Annotated in this window: 15 protein-coding genes and 1 tRNA gene; 9 read left to right on the forward strand and 7 right to left on the reverse strand. The window is 55.8% G+C overall.

What is annotated here, in order from left to right; genetic code table 11:
• The first annotated feature begins 51 nt into the window (after window positions 1–51).
• The gene (locus tag RBB44_RS09570; protein ID WP_306147141.1) at window positions 52–927 is read left to right on the forward strand and encodes a LysR family transcriptional regulator; all 876 of its coding nucleotides are present in this window, start codon (window positions 52–54) and stop codon (window positions 925–927) included.
• A gap of 134 nt (window positions 928–1,061) precedes the next feature.
• Here the strand turns inward: RBB44_RS09570 and RBB44_RS09575 are convergent, their stop codons facing one another.
• A complete protein-coding gene (locus RBB44_RS09575) occupies window positions 1,062–1,193 on the reverse strand; it encodes a hypothetical protein (RefSeq protein ID WP_306147142.1) in 132 nt (43 codons plus the stop codon).
• A 529-nt stretch (window positions 1,194–1,722) separates the two neighbouring features.
• Between RBB44_RS09575 and RBB44_RS09580 the strand changes: the two genes are divergently transcribed.
• A complete protein-coding gene (locus RBB44_RS09580; protein WP_306147317.1) occupies window positions 1,723–3,348 on the forward strand; it encodes a VWA domain-containing protein in 1,626 nt (541 codons plus the stop codon).
• 255 nt (window positions 3,349–3,603) lie between these two features.
• On the opposite strand, the gene RBB44_RS09585 is transcribed toward RBB44_RS09580, so the two are convergent.
• The gene (locus tag RBB44_RS09585) at window positions 3,604–3,738 is read right to left on the reverse strand and encodes a hypothetical protein (RefSeq protein WP_306147144.1); all 135 of its coding nucleotides are present in this window, start codon (window positions 3,736–3,738) and stop codon (window positions 3,604–3,606) included.
• A gap of 76 nt (window positions 3,739–3,814) precedes the next feature.
• Between RBB44_RS09585 and RBB44_RS09590 the strand changes: the two genes are divergently transcribed.
• Window positions 3,815–4,222 (forward strand): hypothetical protein, encoded by a 408-nt coding sequence (locus RBB44_RS09590; protein ID WP_306147145.1) that lies wholly within the window; start codon window positions 3,815–3,817, stop codon window positions 4,220–4,222.
• A gap of 257 nt (window positions 4,223–4,479) precedes the next feature.
• Here the strand turns inward: RBB44_RS09590 and RBB44_RS09595 are convergent, their stop codons facing one another.
• The 4 genes from RBB44_RS09595 to RBB44_RS09610 all read right to left on the reverse strand — a co-directional run bounded on the left by RBB44_RS09595 (window position 4,480) and on the right by RBB44_RS09610 (window position 8,639).
• Entirely contained in the window at window positions 4,480–5,259 is a 780-nt protein-coding gene (locus tag RBB44_RS09595) for an IclR family transcriptional regulator (RefSeq protein ID WP_306147147.1), read from the reverse strand.
• Between the two features lie 9 nt (window positions 5,260–5,268).
• Complete coding sequence (locus tag RBB44_RS09600) at window positions 5,269–6,627, reverse strand: TRAP transporter large permease (protein WP_133949816.1); 1,359 nt, start codon at window positions 6,625–6,627, stop codon at window positions 5,269–5,271.
• Complete coding sequence (locus RBB44_RS09605) at window positions 6,627–7,295, reverse strand: TRAP transporter small permease (RefSeq protein WP_306147148.1); 669 nt, start codon at window positions 7,293–7,295, stop codon at window positions 6,627–6,629. Before RBB44_RS09605 ends, RBB44_RS09600 begins: the two co-directional genes overlap by 1 nt.
• A gap of 114 nt (window positions 7,296–7,409) precedes the next feature.
• Entirely contained in the window at window positions 7,410–8,639 is a 1,230-nt protein-coding gene (locus tag RBB44_RS09610) for a TRAP transporter substrate-binding protein (RefSeq protein ID WP_306147149.1), read from the reverse strand.
• Between the two features lie 109 nt (window positions 8,640–8,748).
• On the opposite strand from RBB44_RS09610, the gene RBB44_RS09615 reads away from it, so the two are divergent.
• From RBB44_RS09615 to RBB44_RS09625, 3 genes are all read left to right on the forward strand, one after another.
• Window positions 8,749–10,359: a GMC family oxidoreductase gene (locus RBB44_RS09615; protein WP_306147151.1), complete on the forward strand. Its 1,611-nt coding sequence runs from the start codon at window positions 8,749–8,751 to the stop codon at window positions 10,357–10,359.
• 46 nt (window positions 10,360–10,405) lie between these two features.
• Window positions 10,406–12,178 (forward strand): sulfoacetaldehyde acetyltransferase, encoded by a 1,773-nt coding sequence (gene xsc / locus RBB44_RS09620; RefSeq protein WP_306147152.1) that lies wholly within the window; start codon window positions 10,406–10,408, stop codon window positions 12,176–12,178.
• 214 nt (window positions 12,179–12,392) lie between these two features.
• The gene (locus tag RBB44_RS09625) at window positions 12,393–13,124 is read left to right on the forward strand and encodes a sulfite exporter TauE/SafE family protein (protein WP_306147153.1); all 732 of its coding nucleotides are present in this window, start codon (window positions 12,393–12,395) and stop codon (window positions 13,122–13,124) included.
• A gap of 385 nt (window positions 13,125–13,509) precedes the next feature.
• Here the strand turns inward: RBB44_RS09625 and RBB44_RS09630 are convergent.
• Window positions 13,510–13,583, reverse strand: a tRNA-Gln gene (locus tag RBB44_RS09630).
• A 660-nt stretch (window positions 13,584–14,243) separates the two neighbouring features.
• Between RBB44_RS09630 and RBB44_RS09635 the strand changes: the two genes are divergently transcribed.
• The 3 genes from RBB44_RS09635 to guaB all read left to right on the forward strand — a co-directional run bounded on the left by RBB44_RS09635 (window position 14,244) and on the right by guaB (window position 18,018).
• Window positions 14,244–15,617, forward strand: a complete 1,374-nt coding sequence (locus tag RBB44_RS09635; RefSeq protein WP_306147154.1) for a Ppx/GppA phosphatase family protein — start codon at window positions 14,244–14,246, stop codon at window positions 15,615–15,617.
• The gene (locus tag RBB44_RS09640; protein ID WP_209175734.1) at window positions 15,617–16,327 is read left to right on the forward strand and encodes an RlmE family RNA methyltransferase; all 711 of its coding nucleotides are present in this window, start codon (window positions 15,617–15,619) and stop codon (window positions 16,325–16,327) included. The genes RBB44_RS09635 and RBB44_RS09640 overlap by 1 nt, the downstream gene beginning before the upstream one ends.
• A 188-nt stretch (window positions 16,328–16,515) precedes the next feature.
• Window positions 16,516–18,018 carry an IMP dehydrogenase gene (gene guaB, locus RBB44_RS09645; protein WP_306147155.1) on the forward strand — a complete coding sequence of 501 codons (1,503 nt, stop codon included), beginning with the start codon at window positions 16,516–16,518 and terminating at the stop codon, window positions 18,016–18,018.
• The last annotated feature ends 30 nt before the right edge of the window (window positions 18,019–18,048 follow it).

Consider the following 18,048-nt stretch of genomic DNA (forward strand, 5'->3'; position numbering starts at 1 on the left):
ATCTCCATAAATCTATTTCTTTTGACCAGTATCGGTGATAATTTATCACAAATGAAAAGATCCGAAATTCCCTCCCTCGATGACCTGCGTGCGTTTGAAGCCGTTGCAAGGCTTGGCTCTGTGCGGGCTGCCGCCGACGATTTGGCCTTAACACACGGGGCGGTAAGTAGGCGCATCACCAAGCTATCTCGCGATCTGCAAATTCCCTTGGTCACCCCTGAAGGGCGCGGCATTGCCATGACCCCGGAGGGCAAGGTTCTCTCCGAGGCTGTCGGCCAGGCTCTCGCTTTGATCTCCAAAACGTTGACCTCGATCCGCGTTAAGGAAACGCATGCGCCGATCGTGCTTTCCTGTGAGCGATCTGTCGCTATGCGATGGCTCATCCCCAGACTGAGCCAGTTTCAGGAGGCACACCCCGATATCCCGGTCCACTTGTCTGTTGGTGGTGGGACACTTAATTTCGCTCGGGATGGTGTGACACTGGCCGTGCGCCGTCTGGATTTTCCAGTTGATCCCGACTGGCGGATTATCCCGTTGTTTGGTGAGAGGGTGGGGGTCGTGATGGTTCCGGAAATGCTTGGTGCTTTCCAAGCCGGCGGCTTTATCGGTCTGGGCAGCAAAACCAGGCCGGATGCATGGTCGGCCTGGTTGGATCAGAACCCGGAGGCACCCAAACCTGCGGAAATCAGATTGTTTGATCACCATTTCCTGCTGGCTGAAGCAGCCGCCAGCGGGCTTGGCGTCGCGGTTTGCCCACATATCGTGGCCTGCGATGATATCGAAAGAAGGCGCCTGATCGCGCCGCTCGGGTTTGTTAAAGACGGATCAAACTATGGGTTGATCGATCCAGGACGTTCGGAGTTGAGTGAGGCGGCACGACGCCTGGCGCACTGGATTGGTGATGCCTTTGCCCCCCTCAGATCGTAGTTGGTGTTTCCAATACGTTCTGGCTGAGGCAAACGCCCTTGACCGGCAGAGGTATGTTGCCGGACCGTTTTTCGGCGGTTTAGAGCAGGTGCCGCCGCAGCCGCGGGATTGGCGCCGGACGTGGATACCAGATCCTAGACCCCGGAAACTCGCCGCTGCTCGCCGTCCTGATCGGTTTTCATGACTTGCGCTTGTTTGAGCCACATAGCCTTGCGCGCAAGCTGATTATCGGAGGCAATTCCGACATCGCGTATCAGTCCGCTCAAACATGTTCCGAAGGCGGCATGGCCTGTCTTTGGCGGACATTGGGTTTTCATAAGCGGGAAAACTGTGCGTTACAATTCAAGGAATAGTTGGAAATTTCCAGAAATATTCGCCCGTTTCCAAAAAACTTCAAGCAAACTCTTTCCAATTATCGATCGTTATTGTTCTATCAGGGTCTCGAAGCCAAACCGCATACTGAAGATATCAATGTTTTATTGCCCGTCTTTTCAAAAGTACATTTTGGACAAAGTATGATCACAACTTCTCAACAGCGTGCGTGCCTATTGTCGGCAACCGTTTTTCGTTCCTCAGTATTGGCGGTGGATCAAAAAAACGAGATTGGAGACGGGCATTTCTTCGCTCGACCATTCTCCAACTCAATTTCATTTGTTTCGGAGTAGACCATTGAGCCTTTCAAGCCCCCTGAAAAGAGTGCTTCTTGCAACCCTGTGTTCTTTCGGTCTTTCAGCGCTCCCTGGGCCGCTGAATGCACAAGAATTGGCAAGTGACCCGGAAAAACGAACTGTCATGATGGTTCTGGATGGGTCCAATTCCATGTGGGGACAGATTGACGGCGAGGCGAAAATATCGATCGCCAAAACCACGATGACGGACTTGATCCGGGATTGGGATTTCTCAACGCCCATGGGTTTGATGATGTATGGGCATCGCCGCAAGGATGATTGCAACGACATTGAGATCATCTCGACACCAGGTTTTGGAGACCGTCAGGCTTTCATCCAGAAAGTGCAAAGTGTCAGCCCTCGAGGAAAAACGCCAATTGCGGCTTCCCTTGGTTTGGCGGCCGTTTCGACGGGTGCGTTTACGGGCAAAAAAGTCGACATCGTACTCGTGTCGGATGGATTAGAAACTTGCCAAAGAAACCCTTGCCAGGAAGTCCAGGTCATCAAACAACTCAATGTGAACTTTAGGGCTCACGTGATCGGATTTGATGTGAACGATGTGGAATTCGAGCAGTTGCAATGCATTGCGACGTCCACAGGCGGCCAGTTCTTCCGAGCCAATAATGCCCAAGAGTTGAAGGAAGCGATCACGAATACGGTCGCCGTCGTCACTGACGATGGCGCGGGCAATACCAGTGCGGGCCAGGGCAATGACAGTTTGCCCGTTCCAACACAAGAAGATCCCTCAACGCTGCTCTATGGAAAACTGTGCGAGACCTGTGACAGACTAAAGCCCCTGGACGTGAACTGGAATGTACTCAAGGACGGCGTTCAACATCACGCGGGCCTCGGCGTCATCTATCCTGAGGACACACACCAATTTGCTTCCGGCTCATATGACGTCACCGCGCGCTTGTTCAATTCCACTGCCGTTGCTAAGGGGAAGATTGAAATTGGTGAAGACGGTCAGCAGATCGGCGCGCTCAACCTGAACGCAGGTAGCATCACAACATTTGCTCTTGTTAGTGAGGAAGACAAACAAGTCGCACAAACAGCGCTCTACAAGTTCTACCCGGTGGTGAACGGTGAAGTTGGCAGTGAAATTGCCTCAGCTTTCAACAACCAGGGTGCGCCGGCCGAAACATGGCTCAATGCAGGAAAATACAAGGTCACGGTCAACGTGGGCGGCAACGTTACGGATTCGACCGAAATCGAACTGGTTGCGGGCGAACAGGTCGAACACACCTTTGACCTGCGCAGTGGCACTGTCGCGCCAAAGGTCTTTCTCAATGCGGGTGCACAGCAGGAGGTAAATTTCGGTTTTCTGACGCTGTTCCCGGAAGGCTCTGGCAGCAAGGTTATCATCGGATACTATGGCACCAAAAAAACTGTAAAGCCCGGCAAGTATGATCTTGAGGTTGTGATGGATCGTCAATTGGGGCGCGTTGAAAAACGGTTTCCAATCGAAGTCAAGCCTGGGGATCAGCTGACGGGTCCATTCACAATGGACGCTGTCTTGTTCAGCTACAACGTCACCAAACAAGATGGCGGAGCTGTCAAAGGGGTAACACTATTGTCAGAGCGTGACGACAAATCAGGATTTGTTAAAACAGGTTTTGCCTGGGGAACTCCGAAGGGAACTGGGATTGGCAAACCCGGCCGGCACAAATTGCAAATCGGCAATGACGCCACCTCGGAAGTTTTTGAGTTAGTTCTTGGCGAACAGCCGAACATCACTATTGAAGTTCAATGATTGGGTGCATTGATGGTCGCGCGAGGACCATGGGTTTATGGGGTCGCAGGGTCCCTGACCGGCCTTTTCGGTTTGGCGTTTGATACTGTCTGTTGGGTGGCGTGATCGGTCTTTCGCGAGCCTCTGGAATCGAGTGGATCACCGATCAAGTCGTGGATGACATCAGAGGGGGGTGTCGGGGCTTTTCTTGCCTGAATGTGCGGGTGTGTGGCGTAAAAACGGGCCGTGAACATGGGCCGTGCTCTTTGCCGATCCTCACCCATCCTCCAGAACCTTTTGCACCCGCGCGCGGGCGGCTTCCTTGGATTCGTGCTGTGCGAGCTCGGTTTCCAGACGCATGAAAAACGGCTGGTAGTCGTCGCCGAGTTTCTGAACCAGGAGGGCCGTCACCTTCTGGGCGGACTTCAGCCGGGCTGTGTCGATGGGCCGGCCGGACGCTGCCGATGCAAGTGCGTCTAAGCAAAAAATGATTAAGACTGGAGAAGCGGATTACACTTGGCAGATCGTTCTACAAGACAACATGACCCAAGAAGAGTTCAATGCCTCGAGCATTCCGATGTCAGACGATACCTACAAGGATAGCGTTGCAGGCCCCGGAAAGGTCAAGAACTTCACCGCAGCACATTTCGGCGATCAGCCAATGCAATCGTTGATCTACATTGCCGAGCACTACGCAGATAAAATCACGCAACCAACGATGGTGATCTATGGGCCGAGCGCCGCGACGTCGATCTGTTCCACAAATTTCATTGATCGGCTGACAAACACCCTCGAAGTCCGCGCATTCGCGGAATTCAGCCACGTCGACCTCTATTGGGAGCCTGACGCCATGACGGCGTCCTGTGACGTAAAGGCAGATTCCCTTAGCAGGTGAGTTGAAGTCTAAGCCTGACAAAAAGACCGGTTCCCTTCCGAAACTCGGCACCGGGCTTTCGCCAGCTGGCACAGCGTTGGACAGCGTCGCCGGCAACACGTTAGGTTTTTTAAGAGTTAGAGGCGGGTAAGTGCCTTTCTCCACCCCCAACCCTAGGTGACCTGTTTCAGCTGAAGTCACGTGCCTGCGCTTTCGCGGGAAACGCCATTCAGGCTTAACTTCTATCGCGCAGAAACCTTCTTTTGAGGTGGCTTGGATCAGTTTAGCGCGAGTTCCTCGATCTTGGCGGCTGCCTCCCGCAAAGCTGGCAACACCGATACAAGGTTTTCGAAGGACAAACGTTGTACGGGTGCGTGTATGGAGAGCGTCGTAAGCAATCGGCCTTCGCTATCCTTCAGGGGCACTGCAATCGCTGCCATGCCTTCCAGCAATTCTTCATTGTCGGTTGAATAGCCCCTGGCCCGGGTCGTTGCGAGCTCCTCACGCAAAAGATTTTTATCGGTGATTGTCTTTGGCGTGTGTTTCTCGAACTCCATCCAGGACAGCAAGCGGTCCAGCTTCTCCGTTCGCAATGACGACAAGTACATCTTACCGCTTGCCGTGCAATGGAACGGGACATGAGACCCAATGCGCAGCTGAATGCGCAACGGCCAATGCGTTTCGACTCGGTCAAGATAAACCATTCCAAACCGGCCGGGCGCAGCGAGATTACACGTCTCGCCCACCTCCTCGGCCAGGGCTTTCATCACGATCAATCGCTCGGTCCTCATCCGTTGCGATGACAGCGTGTTGCCTGCAAGGTGGCGGAGCCTGCGCCCCGGCCCAAAGGATTTACCGTCGACGTCGCGCTGTAGAAACCCTTCTTCTTCTGCTGTGGTCAAAAGCCTGTAAACAGTGGGTTTGGGCAGGTTCAGTGTCTCGGCCAATGTGGCGCCAGTAACCGGAACCCCGGAGCGTGCGACCTCTTCGAAGATCAGCAAAAGCCTCAGGTTCGTCGGAATTTGTCCCTTTGCATCCGCTTCTGCGTCTACCGACATTCAGTTTCCCTATCTGTCTGGAAGCAAGAATAGCGCGACCTCGGGCGTAAGAGAAACAAATATCCATACTCCGATCAGCGCTACCAGATAAGGCACCGTATAGCGCAAGAGCCGGAAATATGGCACTCCCGTTACGCCAGATGCCACATAAAGGTTTAGTCCGTAAGGCGGTGTAATAAACCCGATAGAAGCGCCAACGAGAAAGATTACCGAGAAGTGGATCGGATCGACACCCACACTTGCAGCGATCGGGGCAAGGATAGGCGCAAGAATGATCGTGACCGGAAGGGATTCCAACACCATGCCGGAGAAAAACACGATAATCATCGCGGTAAACAAAACGGCATAGTAACCGCCCATGGAGGTTACGAAATCGCCGATAACCTGCTGCGCTCCGAGTAGCGATAGGATCTGTTGCATCACCACAGAAATTGCGATCAACGGAGCAAGGATGCCGGTGATCTCGGCCGAACGCATCGTGATCCCCGGCACCTGCCAGAGCGTGAAGCCCTCGACGACCAGCATTTCCGCATAGTTCTTTTCCTGCCACGTGCGATCGCGGTTCTGGCGCGTAAGGCGGCTGACGAGCCAGGATAGAAGCCCTGCGATAATACAGAAACCAACTGTGACACCTGCTGCTTCGGTCGGCGAAAACTTCCCGGTGTAGATGCCCCAAAGGACAAGACCAATTGCGAAGAAGCCAAGCCATGCACCGAAAGCGGTTTTAAGCACCCGGTTCAACTGGAGTGGGATCAAAAAGCCCCATCCGTTGAGGCGGCAAATGATCCAGCAGGCGAATTGCATTCCGATGACCATGAGCGCGCCAGGCACGATACCCGCAACGAACAGGTCCGAAATCGGCAAATTCATGAGAAACCCATAGACGATGAAAATAATCGACGGCGGTATGATGATACCGACAGTTCCACCTGCTGCTGCTGTTGCGGCGGAGAAGCGCTCATCATAGCCGCCCTTGACCATCTCGGGATGCAACATCGAACCGATCGTTGCGGTGGTGGCGGAGTTTGAACCTGAAATCGCGGCAAACAGACCGCAAGCGCCGAGCGAGGCCATGGCCAGCCCGCCTCGGAGCCACCCAAGACAAGCATAAGCGAAGTCCGACAACCGCCGGGCAATTCCGGACTTGTTGATCAGATCCCCAGTTAGAATGAAAAGCGGCATCGCGAGAAGCGCGAAGCCCTTGTTGAAGACGTTAAGGATCTCGGCGCCCATGTTGTCGAGGGTCAGCCCAAGAACGAATGAGCAGCCAACCACCCAATAGGCAATCACCAAAAACACCGGGACGCCCAGCATGAAAAGTATCGTAACTCCGACGGAGATCAGCGTGACAAGTGTTCCATCGGTCATCAGGTATCTCCTCCAATAACCGCCTGCCGGAGGAGGGGTTTGCCAGCGCGCATGTTTTTTATGTCATCTTCGATGTTTTCAACCGCACGCGCCGCCATGAGGGTCGCGGCGATGGGAGCCGACAACAGGAACCACCATTGCATGGTGTTGTCTGTTCCCAGAACGATTTGAAAGTTCGAAGCGGACAGCGCAACAACGCGCAGGGTCGTCACGAGAAGAATAAGCGCGAAGCCAAACCAAAGAACGAAATCGAGAAGCAGACAGGCGAACTGTGCCGTCCGCGGCATGATCATTCGGAATTCAGAGAAGCTGAGATGCGTCCGCATCCGAATGTTGTAGGCTCCCCCGAAGAGCGCCATGATCATGAAAAGAAACGGGGGAATGGTGGTTGACCAAGGTTGCTGATTTGAGAAGACGAAACGGTCAATGACGCCCCAGAAGATGATGGCTGCCGTCAAAAGATAGCAGGTCACCATAACGGTCCGTTCAAAGTAGCGTTCAATGACGGGGACATGGTGGTAGATCCAAGCAAGTAGCATACCTGAGATCGCGAGGAACACAGCACCGAAAATGTAGACCGTATTAGGTGAAAGCGCCTGCCGGATCGTCCAAGAATCTTGACTTCCAAGCGCGCTGATGAGCGCTGCCAAATCGGACCAGAGCTCCATCGGCCGTCCTCCCTGTTTCCTATTGTCGCCGGGATTATCCGGTCATTTGTTCTTTGCCGGAGGCCCTCACACACTCTTTGCGGAGGCCCTCCGGCGATAGGCATTGGGACTTTATCAGCCTTTCCACCAACGGCGTGGTTCAACATTTTCAGCGAGGGTGTGCGGGTTGTTGCGCACCTCGTTGTAAATATCCTGGTAGGTGTCGATGCCACCGGCCCAGCCGTTGATCCGTTCGCGCCACTGCTCCCAGAGCTGCGGTTGGAACTCCGGCGAGCACATCTCTTCGGCCTTGCGAATTTCAGCATCCGACAGAGACGCAACCCGAACATTGTTCTGGGCGAAAATCGTGTCCGGCAACTGCGGGTTGGAGAAACCGACGGTATTGACGAGAGCGGCCTCGTTTGCTGCCTGAACGTGAACTTGGGTGAGGTATGAGGATTCCATAACGGCATCCTGCAACTCGCCACTCAGGCTGTCGAAGGTTGATACGGTCATCGCCGTGTGTTCGGTGCCGCAGAAGAACCGCAGGTCAACACATTGGCTCACAACCGGCGACATGTTGGCATAGGCCACGGCCGAAGCCCATGTCTCAGCGCCATCGATCAACCCTTGCTTGAGGCCGTCAAGTGTCTCTTCCCACGCGACAGGCACGGGGTTCAGGTTGAGTGCATTCATTGCGATCCGGCCAAGCTGCGTTCCCGTAACGCGGTTCTTGGTGCCTGCCAGTTGGTCAATCGATGTGACCGTTTCCTTGTCTTGCCAGGAAAGACCGAGCTGGATGCCCCGAAGTTCAGCGTGTGTGAACAGGAACTTCAGTCCGTGACGCTTCTCGAACGGTTCGCGCAGTATCCGCTGCGATTCCGGTGAGTACATGAAGTAGTACTGGTCAGCGCGGCTGCGGAACATATACGCATAGTCAAGGACGTTAAGGTAGGGCGCGCCACCGGCTGAATTCTGGGTCGACGCGGCATAGAGATCGATGATCCCCTGCTGTGCTTTCTCGACGCACGAGAGCTGGCCGCAAATCTGGTTATTGCCGATGAATTCGATGCGGATTTCTCCGTCCGTACGCTCCTCCAGGTCACGGGCAAACTCAAGACAACCGGCCCGCTCGATCAAAAGGTTTTGCGGGTTAAATCCGGCCGCGCCGAACTTCAGAGTGTGCTTAGCGTCCTTTGCGAAGCGCTTGTTGTAGGTGGACTCCGCCGCTTTGGCGAGGTTCGCCGCCGTCATCACACCACCGAACGCGCCTGCGGCAAAGAGCGTCGAGCTCATGCCGTAAGTTCCTGCAATTTTGAAGAAATCTCGGCGTGAGACACCCTTTATGCGATCATAAATTCCCATCTATTCCTCCCATTTTGTGAATTAATGATACTGAATTTATCAAAAAAAGCTAGATTAGTATTGGTAACTTGCATAGAGATAATTGCATCTGATGGAGGGTTTTTTGAAAATGGAAGCAGATTTTGTGGTCGTCGGCGCCGGTTCGGCGGGATGCGTGATCGCAAATCGGCTGAGTGCGAATCCGAACACCAAGGTCCTCCTTCTGGAAGCGGGTGGCGCGGATCGAAACCCGTGGATCCATATTCCGGTCGGTTACTTCAAGACCATGCATAACCCCAGTGTCGACTGGTGTTACAAGACAGAGCCAGATCCAGGATTGAATGGCCGGCAACTTGACTGGCCGCGTGGGAAAGTGCTCGGAGGGTCTTCGTCTCTCAACGGCCTTCTCTATGTTCGCGGGCAACCGCAAGATTATGACCGCTGGCGTCAAATGGGGAATACAGGCTGGGGCTGGGACGATGTCCTACCGCTTTTCAAGCGCTCGGAAGATCAAGAGCGTGGCGCTGATGCATACCACGGGCAGGGCGGTCCGTTGTCGGTATCGGACATGCGCCTGCGAAGGCCTATCTGCGATGCCTGGGTGGAGGCAGCCCAGGCTGCGGGTTATCCTCTAAATCCCGATTACAATGGCGCTGAACAGGAAGGCGTCGGGTATTTTCAACTCACGACGCGCAACGGACGGCGATGCTCCTCTGCCGTTGCGTTCCTGAAACCGGTTCGGTCGCGTTCGAACCTTAAGATTGTGACCCGGGCAGCAACGACACGCATCCTTTTTGAAGGGCGCCGCGCAACAGGTGTCGTCTATCGCGACACTGAAGGGCGCGAGCACACTGTGAAAGCACGCGCGGAAGTCATTCTTTCGGCCGGCGCAATCGGCTCACCGCAGCTTATGATGGTGTCGGGAATCGGGGAGGCCCAACACCTGAAAGAGCACGGTATTGATATTGTTGCTGACCTGCCGGGCGTCGGTAAGAACTTGCAGGACCATCTACAGGCGCGCCTCGTCTTCAAGTGTAATGAGCCTACACTGAACGACGAAGTTCGCAGTTTACTCAACCAGGCACGTATCGCATTGAAATACGCGCTGTTCCGGGCCGGACCGATGACGATGGCCGCAAGCTTGGCGACGGGGTTCCTGCGCACAGGTGATCACGTTGATACGCCGGACATCCAGTTCCACGTCCAGCCTTGGTCAGCCGACAGTCCTGGAGAAGGCGTTCATCCGTTTTCGGCATTTACGATGTCGGTTTGCCAACTTCGCCCGGAAAGCCGCGGTGAAATCCGTCTTGCGTCGCCGGATGCCAGCGTTTATCCGAAAATACATCCAAACTATTTAGCGACCGAGACCGATCGCCGGACGATCGTGGCCGGTATCAACATTGCCCGGCGCATCGCTCAGCATGCTCCGCTGAAGCATAAGATTTCAGAAGAATTCCGGCCGGACGCCTCGCTTGATATAGACGACTACGAAGCCACGCTCGACTGGGCGCGGAGTAATTCGACGACAATCTATCATCCAACCGGCACCTGCAAGATGGGCAAAGGCGAAGGCGCCATTGTCGACGAGCGACTGCGCGTTCACGGCATTGAGGGACTGCGTGTCGCTGACTGCTCGATCATGCCCGAAATCGTCTCGGGCAATACCAACGCTCCAGCAATCATGATCGGTGAGAAAGTGTCCGACATGATCCTGGAAGACCAGAAAGTTGGCGCAATGTAGCGCCCCGAATTCCAGTTCCAATGTTCATCTCCAAGGGAGTAACGGCATGAAAATGACGACTGAAGAAGCCTTCGTCAAAGTTCTCCAACGCCACGGAATCAAAAATGCATTCGGCATAATCGGATCCGCCATGATGCCGATCTCTGATCTGTTTCCGACTGCGGGCATTACCTTCTGGGACTGCGCGCATGAAGGCAGCGCTGGGATGATGGCTGACGGCTACACGCGCGCTACCGGTAAAATGTCGATGATGATCGCGCAAAACGGCCCGGGCATTACCAACTTCGTAACTGCAGTAAAAACCGCCTACTGGAACCACACACCGCTCTTGCTGGTTACTCCGCAAGCAGCGAACAAGACCATAGGACAAGGCGGCTTCCAGGAAGTCGAGCAGATGAAGCTTTTCGAAGATATGGTGGCATATCAAGAAGAGGTTCGTGACCCGACGCGTGTCGCCGAGGTTCTGACGCGTGTGATCTCGCAAGCCCGCCGCCTGAGTGGCCCGGCCCAGATCAATCTGCCGCGGGATTTCTGGACACAGGTCGTCGACATTGAGATCCCCGACCCGATCGTTTTCGAAGCTTCGCCGGGCGGTGAAAACTCTGTTGCCGCGGCTGCCGAGCTTCTGAGTTCCGCCAAGAATCCTGTCATCCTGAATGGTGCGGGAGTGGTCCTCTCGGGCGCAATTCCTGCATCTGTTGCGCTGGCTGAGCGTCTTTCGGCGCCCGTTTGTGTGGGGTATCAGCACAACGACGCCTTCCCGGGTTCGCACCCGCTTTTTGCCGGGCCTCTGGGATACAACGGGTCGAAGGCCGGTATGGAACTGATCAAGGAGGCCGACGTCGTTCTCTGTCTCGGTACGCGATTGAACCCGTTCTCAACGCTCCCCGGTTACGGCATGGAGTATTGGCCAACGGATGCGAAAATCATTCAGGTTGATATCAATCCAGACCGGATCGGTCTGACCAAGAAGGTCACGGTCGGTATTGTCGGTGACGCGAAAAAGGTCGCGGAGGGTATCCTGGCGAACCTGTCGGATACTGCGGGCAATGATGGACGCGATGAACGGTTGGCGCGTGTTTCGCTCGTCAAGTCCCGTTGGGCGCAGCAATTGTCTTCGATGGATCATGAAGATGACGATCCAGGAACAACATGGAATGAACGCGCACGTGCGGCTAAGCCGGATTGGATGAGCCCGCGTATGGCATGGCGCGCAATCCAGGCAGCGCTGCCGAAAGAGGCGATTATCTCATCCGACATTGGCAACAACTGCGCAATTGGCAATGCCTATCCGTCCTTCGAAGAGGGCCGCAAATACCTCGCACCAGGGCTCTTTGGCCCGTGCGGCTACGGCTTGCCATCAATTGTCGGGGCAAAGATCGGCTGCCCGGATGTGCCCGTGGTGGGCTTTGCAGGTGATGGTGCTTTTGGCATCGCTGTCAACGAACTGACCGCGATCGGACGCGGCGAATGGCCGGCAATTACTCAGATCGTTTTCCGCAATTACCAGTGGGGCGCGGAAAAACGCAACTCGACGCTCTGGTTTGACGACAACTTCGTCGGCACGGAACTTGATGAAGGGGTCTCTTACGCAGGGATCGCCCAGTCCTGCGGGTTGAAGGGCGTTGTTGCCCGCACCATGCAAGAACTGACCGACGCTCTGAACCAGGCGCTTGAAGATCAAAAGGCCGGAAAGACCACGTTGATCGAGGCGATGATCAATCAGGAATTGGGAGAACCCTTCCGCCGTGACGCAATGAAAAAACCGGTTGGCGTCGCCGGCATCGATCCTGCGGATATGATGGAGCAGGCGGTCTAACCCGTCGCGAACAAGTGGCAGAAAAGGCGCGCGCTCACAGAAAGTCTGCGCGCGCCGCCATTTTAAGGTTCACAGCTCCCAGCTCGGGTTTTGAAAGCGCGCAAACCGCTTTGTCTGGGTGTTTGTACCCCAATCAAATCAACGGGTCTGGTCCGGTGGCGGTGGAACAGCTGTCTGGAACCAAGAGGTTGAAGACAGGACAGGGAGCCTTTTCGTGGAAGTGAGTCACGCACTGGACGCATTCTTTTTGGCAAATTGCGCCGTCGTGATCGCCGCTTTGGTCCAGACTTCCACCGGCATGGGGTTCGCGATGATTGCCGCGCCGTTGCTGGCGCTTGTGAGCATCAGTTTCGTGCCGGGGCCGATGTTGTTCATCAATCTCTTTTTGTCTGTCGTCATGCTTGGGGATGGGAGATCTCATGTCGTTCGCCGCGAGATCTTGGCGCTTGGTCCGGCCATTCTGTTCGGCACACTCATCGGTGCTGCCATCCTGAGCCGCATTCCTGGGGACAGCATGGCTGTCGTGTTTGCGAGCTTGATACTGCTGGCCGTTGCAATTTCGATCTTTGCAAAGGCGCCGCCATTCACACCTCGAAACCTCTCCATATGCGGCGTGGCCGTCGGCATCATGGGATCAACATCAGGCATTCCAGGTGCCCCGCTTGTTATCATGTACCAAAACGAGCCATTGGAAAAAACGCGCCCGACCATGGCTTTGGTTTTCACGTTTTCCTACATAACCTCTCTTTGTGCGCTTGCTTATGTGGGGGTGTTCAATGTCCGTCTGGCATTGGATGGCCTGTTGCTATTTCCGGGGCTGCTGATCGGGTACGGTTTTGGGCGTTGGGCACGAAGGTTCATGACGCAGGCGGCGGGGCGCATCCTGATGCTCTCCATCGCCTCCACCGGATCGGTGCTGCTAATAGCTAAGTCGGTGTCTGGCTGATCTTGGAAGAACAGTTTTTGCTGCGGACATGACCGGTAACTGGCGTGCACTTCGGGTCCTTCTGAAGGGCACATGTCTCCACCTAACTGCGTGCTTTGCGTACTGAAATTAAAGAGCACGACGGTTTAATGCTCAATGGAAGCGTGTGGTTTGGATCTTAGTTCAAAAGTGAATCATGAAAGTGTGGTCGCCGGTAACAAGCCTTGCCAACACGCATGAGGTTCTGAGAGTTTGCCGACGGGACCTTTGCCCAATTCCCCAACAGTGATGCTATGACAAGACGCAAAACTTCTGGGGTCTGGTTTTGTGTGCCAGTTGAATAAATTGCCGAAATTCGATCCGGAACAGGATAGAATAACGCAAAATCAATGACTTACAGAATAATTGGCTGGGGAACCTGGATTCGAACCAGGACTAACAGAGTCAGAGTCTGCGGGTCTACCGTTAACCTATTCCCCAATCCGGGCCACGCATGTTGGTGCGGGCGGAGGCGCACGGTGGCATCCCGAATGGTGAGGGGCGTATACATCCAACCGCCCCTCAAATGCAAGAGCAAGTTTTAGCTTTTTTGATCACAAAAGTCCGCGGACCTTGCACACCTGCAGAACAGCCTGCCGTCTCTTAGAGAATTTGCCAAGCGGGGTTCTTTTCGAGCGGCGGTCAACCTGATACAGTTTTCCCAACTAAAGGACTTGCTCCGGGTACGTGGCGCGCTGAAACGCCCATATACCTGAGGCATCGAAAGGCAAAAACGTGACTCATTCAGGTCAGGAACCGCCCGAATCCGGGCGACGTGCCCCTGATGTGTCCGGACAAAACGCAGCGCTCAACGAGCGCAAGGGACGAAACCGACGGCGCCGGAAAAACCGGTCCGGTCAGGGTTCAGGAGCACAGGGTCGGGAGGGCAACAGGCCCGACGGCCAAGCTTCTTCAAGTGGATCTGACGCCACAAGTGTCTCTCAAGCGGCCGGGCAGACCAGACAAGCTGACGCCAACACGGCGAACGGCATTAAAGATGCTGGGACGGTGACCCCGTCCCATCGGAAGAAAAAGCGGCGCGGCCGACGGCGGCCGGGGCAAAGTGGGACTGCGAATCCGGAACCGCAAACAAACGCACATATGGATCCAGCCATCGCTGGGAAAGATGCGCCGCTGTCCGAGGGGTCTCCCTCTGCGAAGGGCAAAAAAGCTGCCAACCGGCGGGGCCGCAAACGTTGGCAAGCCAAAAAGAATCGTGGTCAAGCTGCGCACACCAACCAGGAAACACCGGCTGTTGCAACTGAGACCGGAGCGGATCCGCAGCTTTCCAGACCTTTGAATGGCATACCTAAACCGGACGGAGGACCGCGTCCGCCAGAACCGTCAGGACGTGAGCAGCAACCTATTCGCCGCCCTCGCACGCGCGGTCCGGAAGGCCTTCGGACCGGACATCGCCGTCATCCAGTGCACGCATCCGGCAATGCGCCTCTTTATGCTGCGCTCGATCTTGGAACGAACAATTGCCGGTTGCTAATCGCGCGTCCCGAAGAACGTGGTTTTCGCGTCGTCGATGCCTATTCTCGGATCGTGCGGCTCGGGGAAGGGGTCGGCGCGCACCGGCGGCTTGGCGATGCGGCCATGGACCGCGCCATTGATGCGTTGGCCCAGTGCCATCGCAAGCTGGCGGAACGCGGCGTCGAACGGTCCCGTCTGATCGCAACGGAGGCCTGCCGGGCGGCCGAAAACGGGGCAGACTTCATTTCGCGTGTTCAGGCTGAGACCGGCCTCGCCTTGGAAATCGTCAATCGGGAAACCGAAGCACGGCTGGCCGTGGCAGGATGTGCATCCCTGGTTGATCATGATGCCGACGGTGTCATTTTGTTTGATATCGGCGGTGGCTCTTCTGAAATCGTCTGGCTCGATCTGCGCAACAGATGCGGCGCGCGCGGATATGCACTGACGCGGTTCATCCGGTCCTGGATCTCCTTGCCGGTTGGTGTTGTCAATCTGGCCGAGCGGCACGGCGGCGTTCATGTCACACCGGACATCTTTGAAGCGATGGTGGACGATGCGGCCGATCATCTGGCCGAGTTCAACCTTGCAGATGATCTTTCCGAAGCGATCTCCAGCGGCAAGGTTCATATGCTTGGAACCTCGGGCACGGTAACAACTCTGGCCGGGGTTCATCTTGGGCTCCGGCGCTACGATCGCCGGCGCGTCGACGGCACCTGGCTGGAAGACACACAAGTCGGCGGTATGATTGATCAGCTGCGCGACATGCCGTATGAGGCGCGCGTCAACAATCCTTGCATCGGCGAAGACCGGGCCGACCTGGTGCTGGCCGGTTGTGCGATTTTGGAGGCCATCCGGCGGCGCTGGAGTTGCCCGAGATTGAGGGTTGCGGACCGCGGGTTGCGCGAGGGCATCTTGACCGAGTTGATGGCGGCCGATGGTGTATGGGCGCGCAGGAAAAACGGGCCGCGGCAAGGACGTGGCCGTCCGAGGAACAGATAATGAGTGGATCGAAAAAACGGGGATCTGGTGACCGCGGTATGCACGTCAAGGTCAAGACGGCGGCCGGGCGGCGGGAATCGTCGACCCGCTGGCTCTCGCGGCAATTGAACGATCCGTATGTCCGGCGTGCCAAAATTGATGGCTACCGGTCCCGCGCCGCTTACAAGCTGATCGAGATTGACGACAAGCACAAGCTCTTGAAACCCGGCTACCGGGTGGTGGACTTGGGCTGTGCGCCGGGCGGCTGGTGTCAGATTGCAGTCGACCGGGTCAAGTCGACGGTCGATTCTCCAAAGGTCGTCGGGATCGACTATCTGGATATGGATCACGTGCGCGGCGCGGTGTTCCTCAAAAAAGACTTTCTGGATGACGATGCACCGGCAGCGTTGATGGAAGCGCTCGGCGGACACAAACCGGATGTTGTCCTGTCGGATATGGCGGCGCCGACAACGGGGCATAAACAGACTGACCATTTGCGCACCACGCATCTCTTTGAGATCGCGATTGACTTTGCGCGCCGAAATCTCGTCCCCGGCGGGTCTTTCTTGGCCAAAGTGTTCCGTGGTGGGACCGAGAATGCCATGCTTCAGGAGTTGAAGCGGGAGTTCAAATCCGTTGCGCACCTGAAACCTCCGGCAAGCCGGAAAGAAAGCCCGGAGCTCTATGTGATTGCCAAGGGTTTTCGCGGCAGCGACCTGCCTGAAGACTAAACTCAAAGGCAGTGTTTGGAAACAACGGCGATGGAAAGTGCAGGGCCTGTTCGAACAGGCCCTTTTCATTCTGTCACCTGCATGTTATTCACCCGCGCCAACTTCTCCGGCACAGCCGAAGCGACTCGACAAGATGCAAGCTCTCCTAAAAGCGTGCGTCTCAATTTGTATTTATAGGGGAATTGGCAATGGCATCTTTCTTTGTCCCATCGACCGGGCAACAAGCCCTGACCTTCGACGATGTGCTGCTGATCCCCGGCCACTCGGAAGTTATGCCGGGTGAGGTCGATCTGCGCACGAAAGTCACGCGTGAGCTTGAGCTGAACATTCCTATCCTATCGTCGGCCATGGATACGGTCACCGAAGGCCGTCTGGCGATTGCCATGGCTCAGGCCGGTGGCATCGGGGTCATTCACCGAAACCTCTCCCTTGATCAACAGGCCGAAGAGGTCCGCATGGTCAAGAAGTTCGAATCCGGCATGGTTGTGAACCCGCTGGTGATCGGACCGGATGCCAGCCTGCAAGATGCGCTTGATCTAATGAAGCGGTTTGGGATTTCCGGCGTACCAGTCGTTGAGAATGGCGGGACCGGCGGCCAGGTGACTGGCAAACTCGTAGGCATTTTGACAAACCGTGACGTCCGCTTTGCATCCAATCCGGACCAGAAAATCCGCGAGCTGATGACCAGCTCCAATCTGGTTACGGTCAATGACAACGTCAAACAAGACGAAGCAAAGCGCCTGCTCCACCAAAACCGCATTGAAAAATTGCTGGTGGTTGATGATGCCGGCAATTGTACCGGCCTGATCACAGTCAAGGATATGGAGAAGGCCCAACTCAACCCGAACGCGTCCAAGGATGCCCAAGGGCGTTTGCGCGTCGCTGCGGCGACCAGCGTTGGTGAAGAGGGATTTGCCCGCGCCGAGCGGCTGATCGACGCCGGGGTCGACATGGTGGTGGTCGACACGGCCCATGGTCATTCCCAAAAGGTTCTTGACCAAGTGAACCGCGTCAAAAAGCTTTCCAACTCGGTGCAGGTTTTGGCCGGTAACGTGGCCACAGCTGAAGCAACAAAAGCCCTCATTGATGCCGGGGCGGATGCCGTGAAGGTCGGAATTGGTCCAGGTTCCATCTGCACAACGCGGATCGTGGCGGGTGTGGGCGTCCCGCAGCTGACAGCGATCATTGAGTCGGTCAACGAAGCCAGCAAACAAGGTGTTCCGGTCGTCGCCGATGGCGGTATCAAGTTTTCTGGCGACCTTGCGAAGGCAATTGCAGCCGGTGCTGCTTCCGTGATGGTTGGCTCACTGCTTGCCGGCACCGAAGAAAGCCCGGGCGAGGTCTACCTGCACCAGGGACGGTCTTATAAATCTTATCGCGGCATGGGTTCCGTTGGCGCCATGGCACGCGGTTCGGCCGACCGTTACTTCCAGGCCGAAGTCCGCGACAGTCTGAAGCTGGTTCCTGAAGGCATTGAAGGGCAGGTTCCCTACAAGGGCATGCTTGGCAGTGTCCTGCACCAATTGGCGGGCGGTCTGCGTGCAGCCATGGGCTACGTCGGTGGCAAGACCATTGAAGACTTCCAGGAAAAAGCGCGCTTTGTCCAAATTTCCGGCGCGGGTTTGCGGGAAAGTCATGCGCATGACGTGACCATCACGCGCGAGAGCCCGAATTATCCATCAAACGTTTGATCGACTGTACATATCGAAGGAGCCGATCTG

Source organism: Roseibium sp. MMSF_3247 (genome assembly GCF_030733765.1).
In the GTDB taxonomy this organism is placed as follows: Bacteria; Pseudomonadota; Alphaproteobacteria; order Rhizobiales; family Stappiaceae; genus Roseibium.

What these genes read in the sequence shown, in the direction of transcription:
- RBB44_RS09600 (WP_133949816.1), bottom strand. Translation starts at nt 6,627, where the DNA reads ATGACCGATGGAACACTTGTCACGCTGATCTCCGTCGGAGTTACGATA.
- RBB44_RS09635 (WP_306147154.1), top strand. Translation starts at nt 14,244, where the DNA reads ATGGATCCAGCCATCGCTGGGAAAGATGCGCCGCTGTCCGAGGGGTCT.
- RBB44_RS09605 (WP_306147148.1), bottom strand. Translation starts at nt 7,295, where the DNA reads ATGGAGCTCTGGTCCGATTTGGCAGCGCTCATCAGCGCGCTTGGAAGT.
- RBB44_RS09580 (WP_306147317.1), top strand. Translation starts at nt 1,723, where the DNA reads ATGGTTCTGGATGGGTCCAATTCCATGTGGGGACAGATTGACGGCGAG.
- RBB44_RS09570 (WP_306147141.1), top strand. Translation starts at nt 52, where the DNA reads ATGAAAAGATCCGAAATTCCCTCCCTCGATGACCTGCGTGCGTTTGAA.
- RBB44_RS09640 (WP_209175734.1), top strand. Translation starts at nt 15,617, where the DNA reads ATGAGTGGATCGAAAAAACGGGGATCTGGTGACCGCGGTATGCACGTC.
- RBB44_RS09610 (WP_306147149.1), bottom strand. Translation starts at nt 8,639, where the DNA reads ATGGGAATTTATGATCGCATAAAGGGTGTCTCACGCCGAGATTTCTTC.
- RBB44_RS09615 (WP_306147151.1), top strand. Translation starts at nt 8,749, where the DNA reads ATGGAAGCAGATTTTGTGGTCGTCGGCGCCGGTTCGGCGGGATGCGTG.
- xsc (WP_306147152.1), top strand. Translation starts at nt 10,406, where the DNA reads ATGAAAATGACGACTGAAGAAGCCTTCGTCAAAGTTCTCCAACGCCAC.
- RBB44_RS09595 (WP_306147147.1), bottom strand. Translation starts at nt 5,259, where the DNA reads ATGTCGGTAGACGCAGAAGCGGATGCAAAGGGACAAATTCCGACGAAC.
- RBB44_RS09590 (WP_306147145.1), top strand. Translation starts at nt 3,815, where the DNA reads ATGATTAAGACTGGAGAAGCGGATTACACTTGGCAGATCGTTCTACAA.
- guaB (WP_306147155.1), top strand. Translation starts at nt 16,516, where the DNA reads ATGGCATCTTTCTTTGTCCCATCGACCGGGCAACAAGCCCTGACCTTC.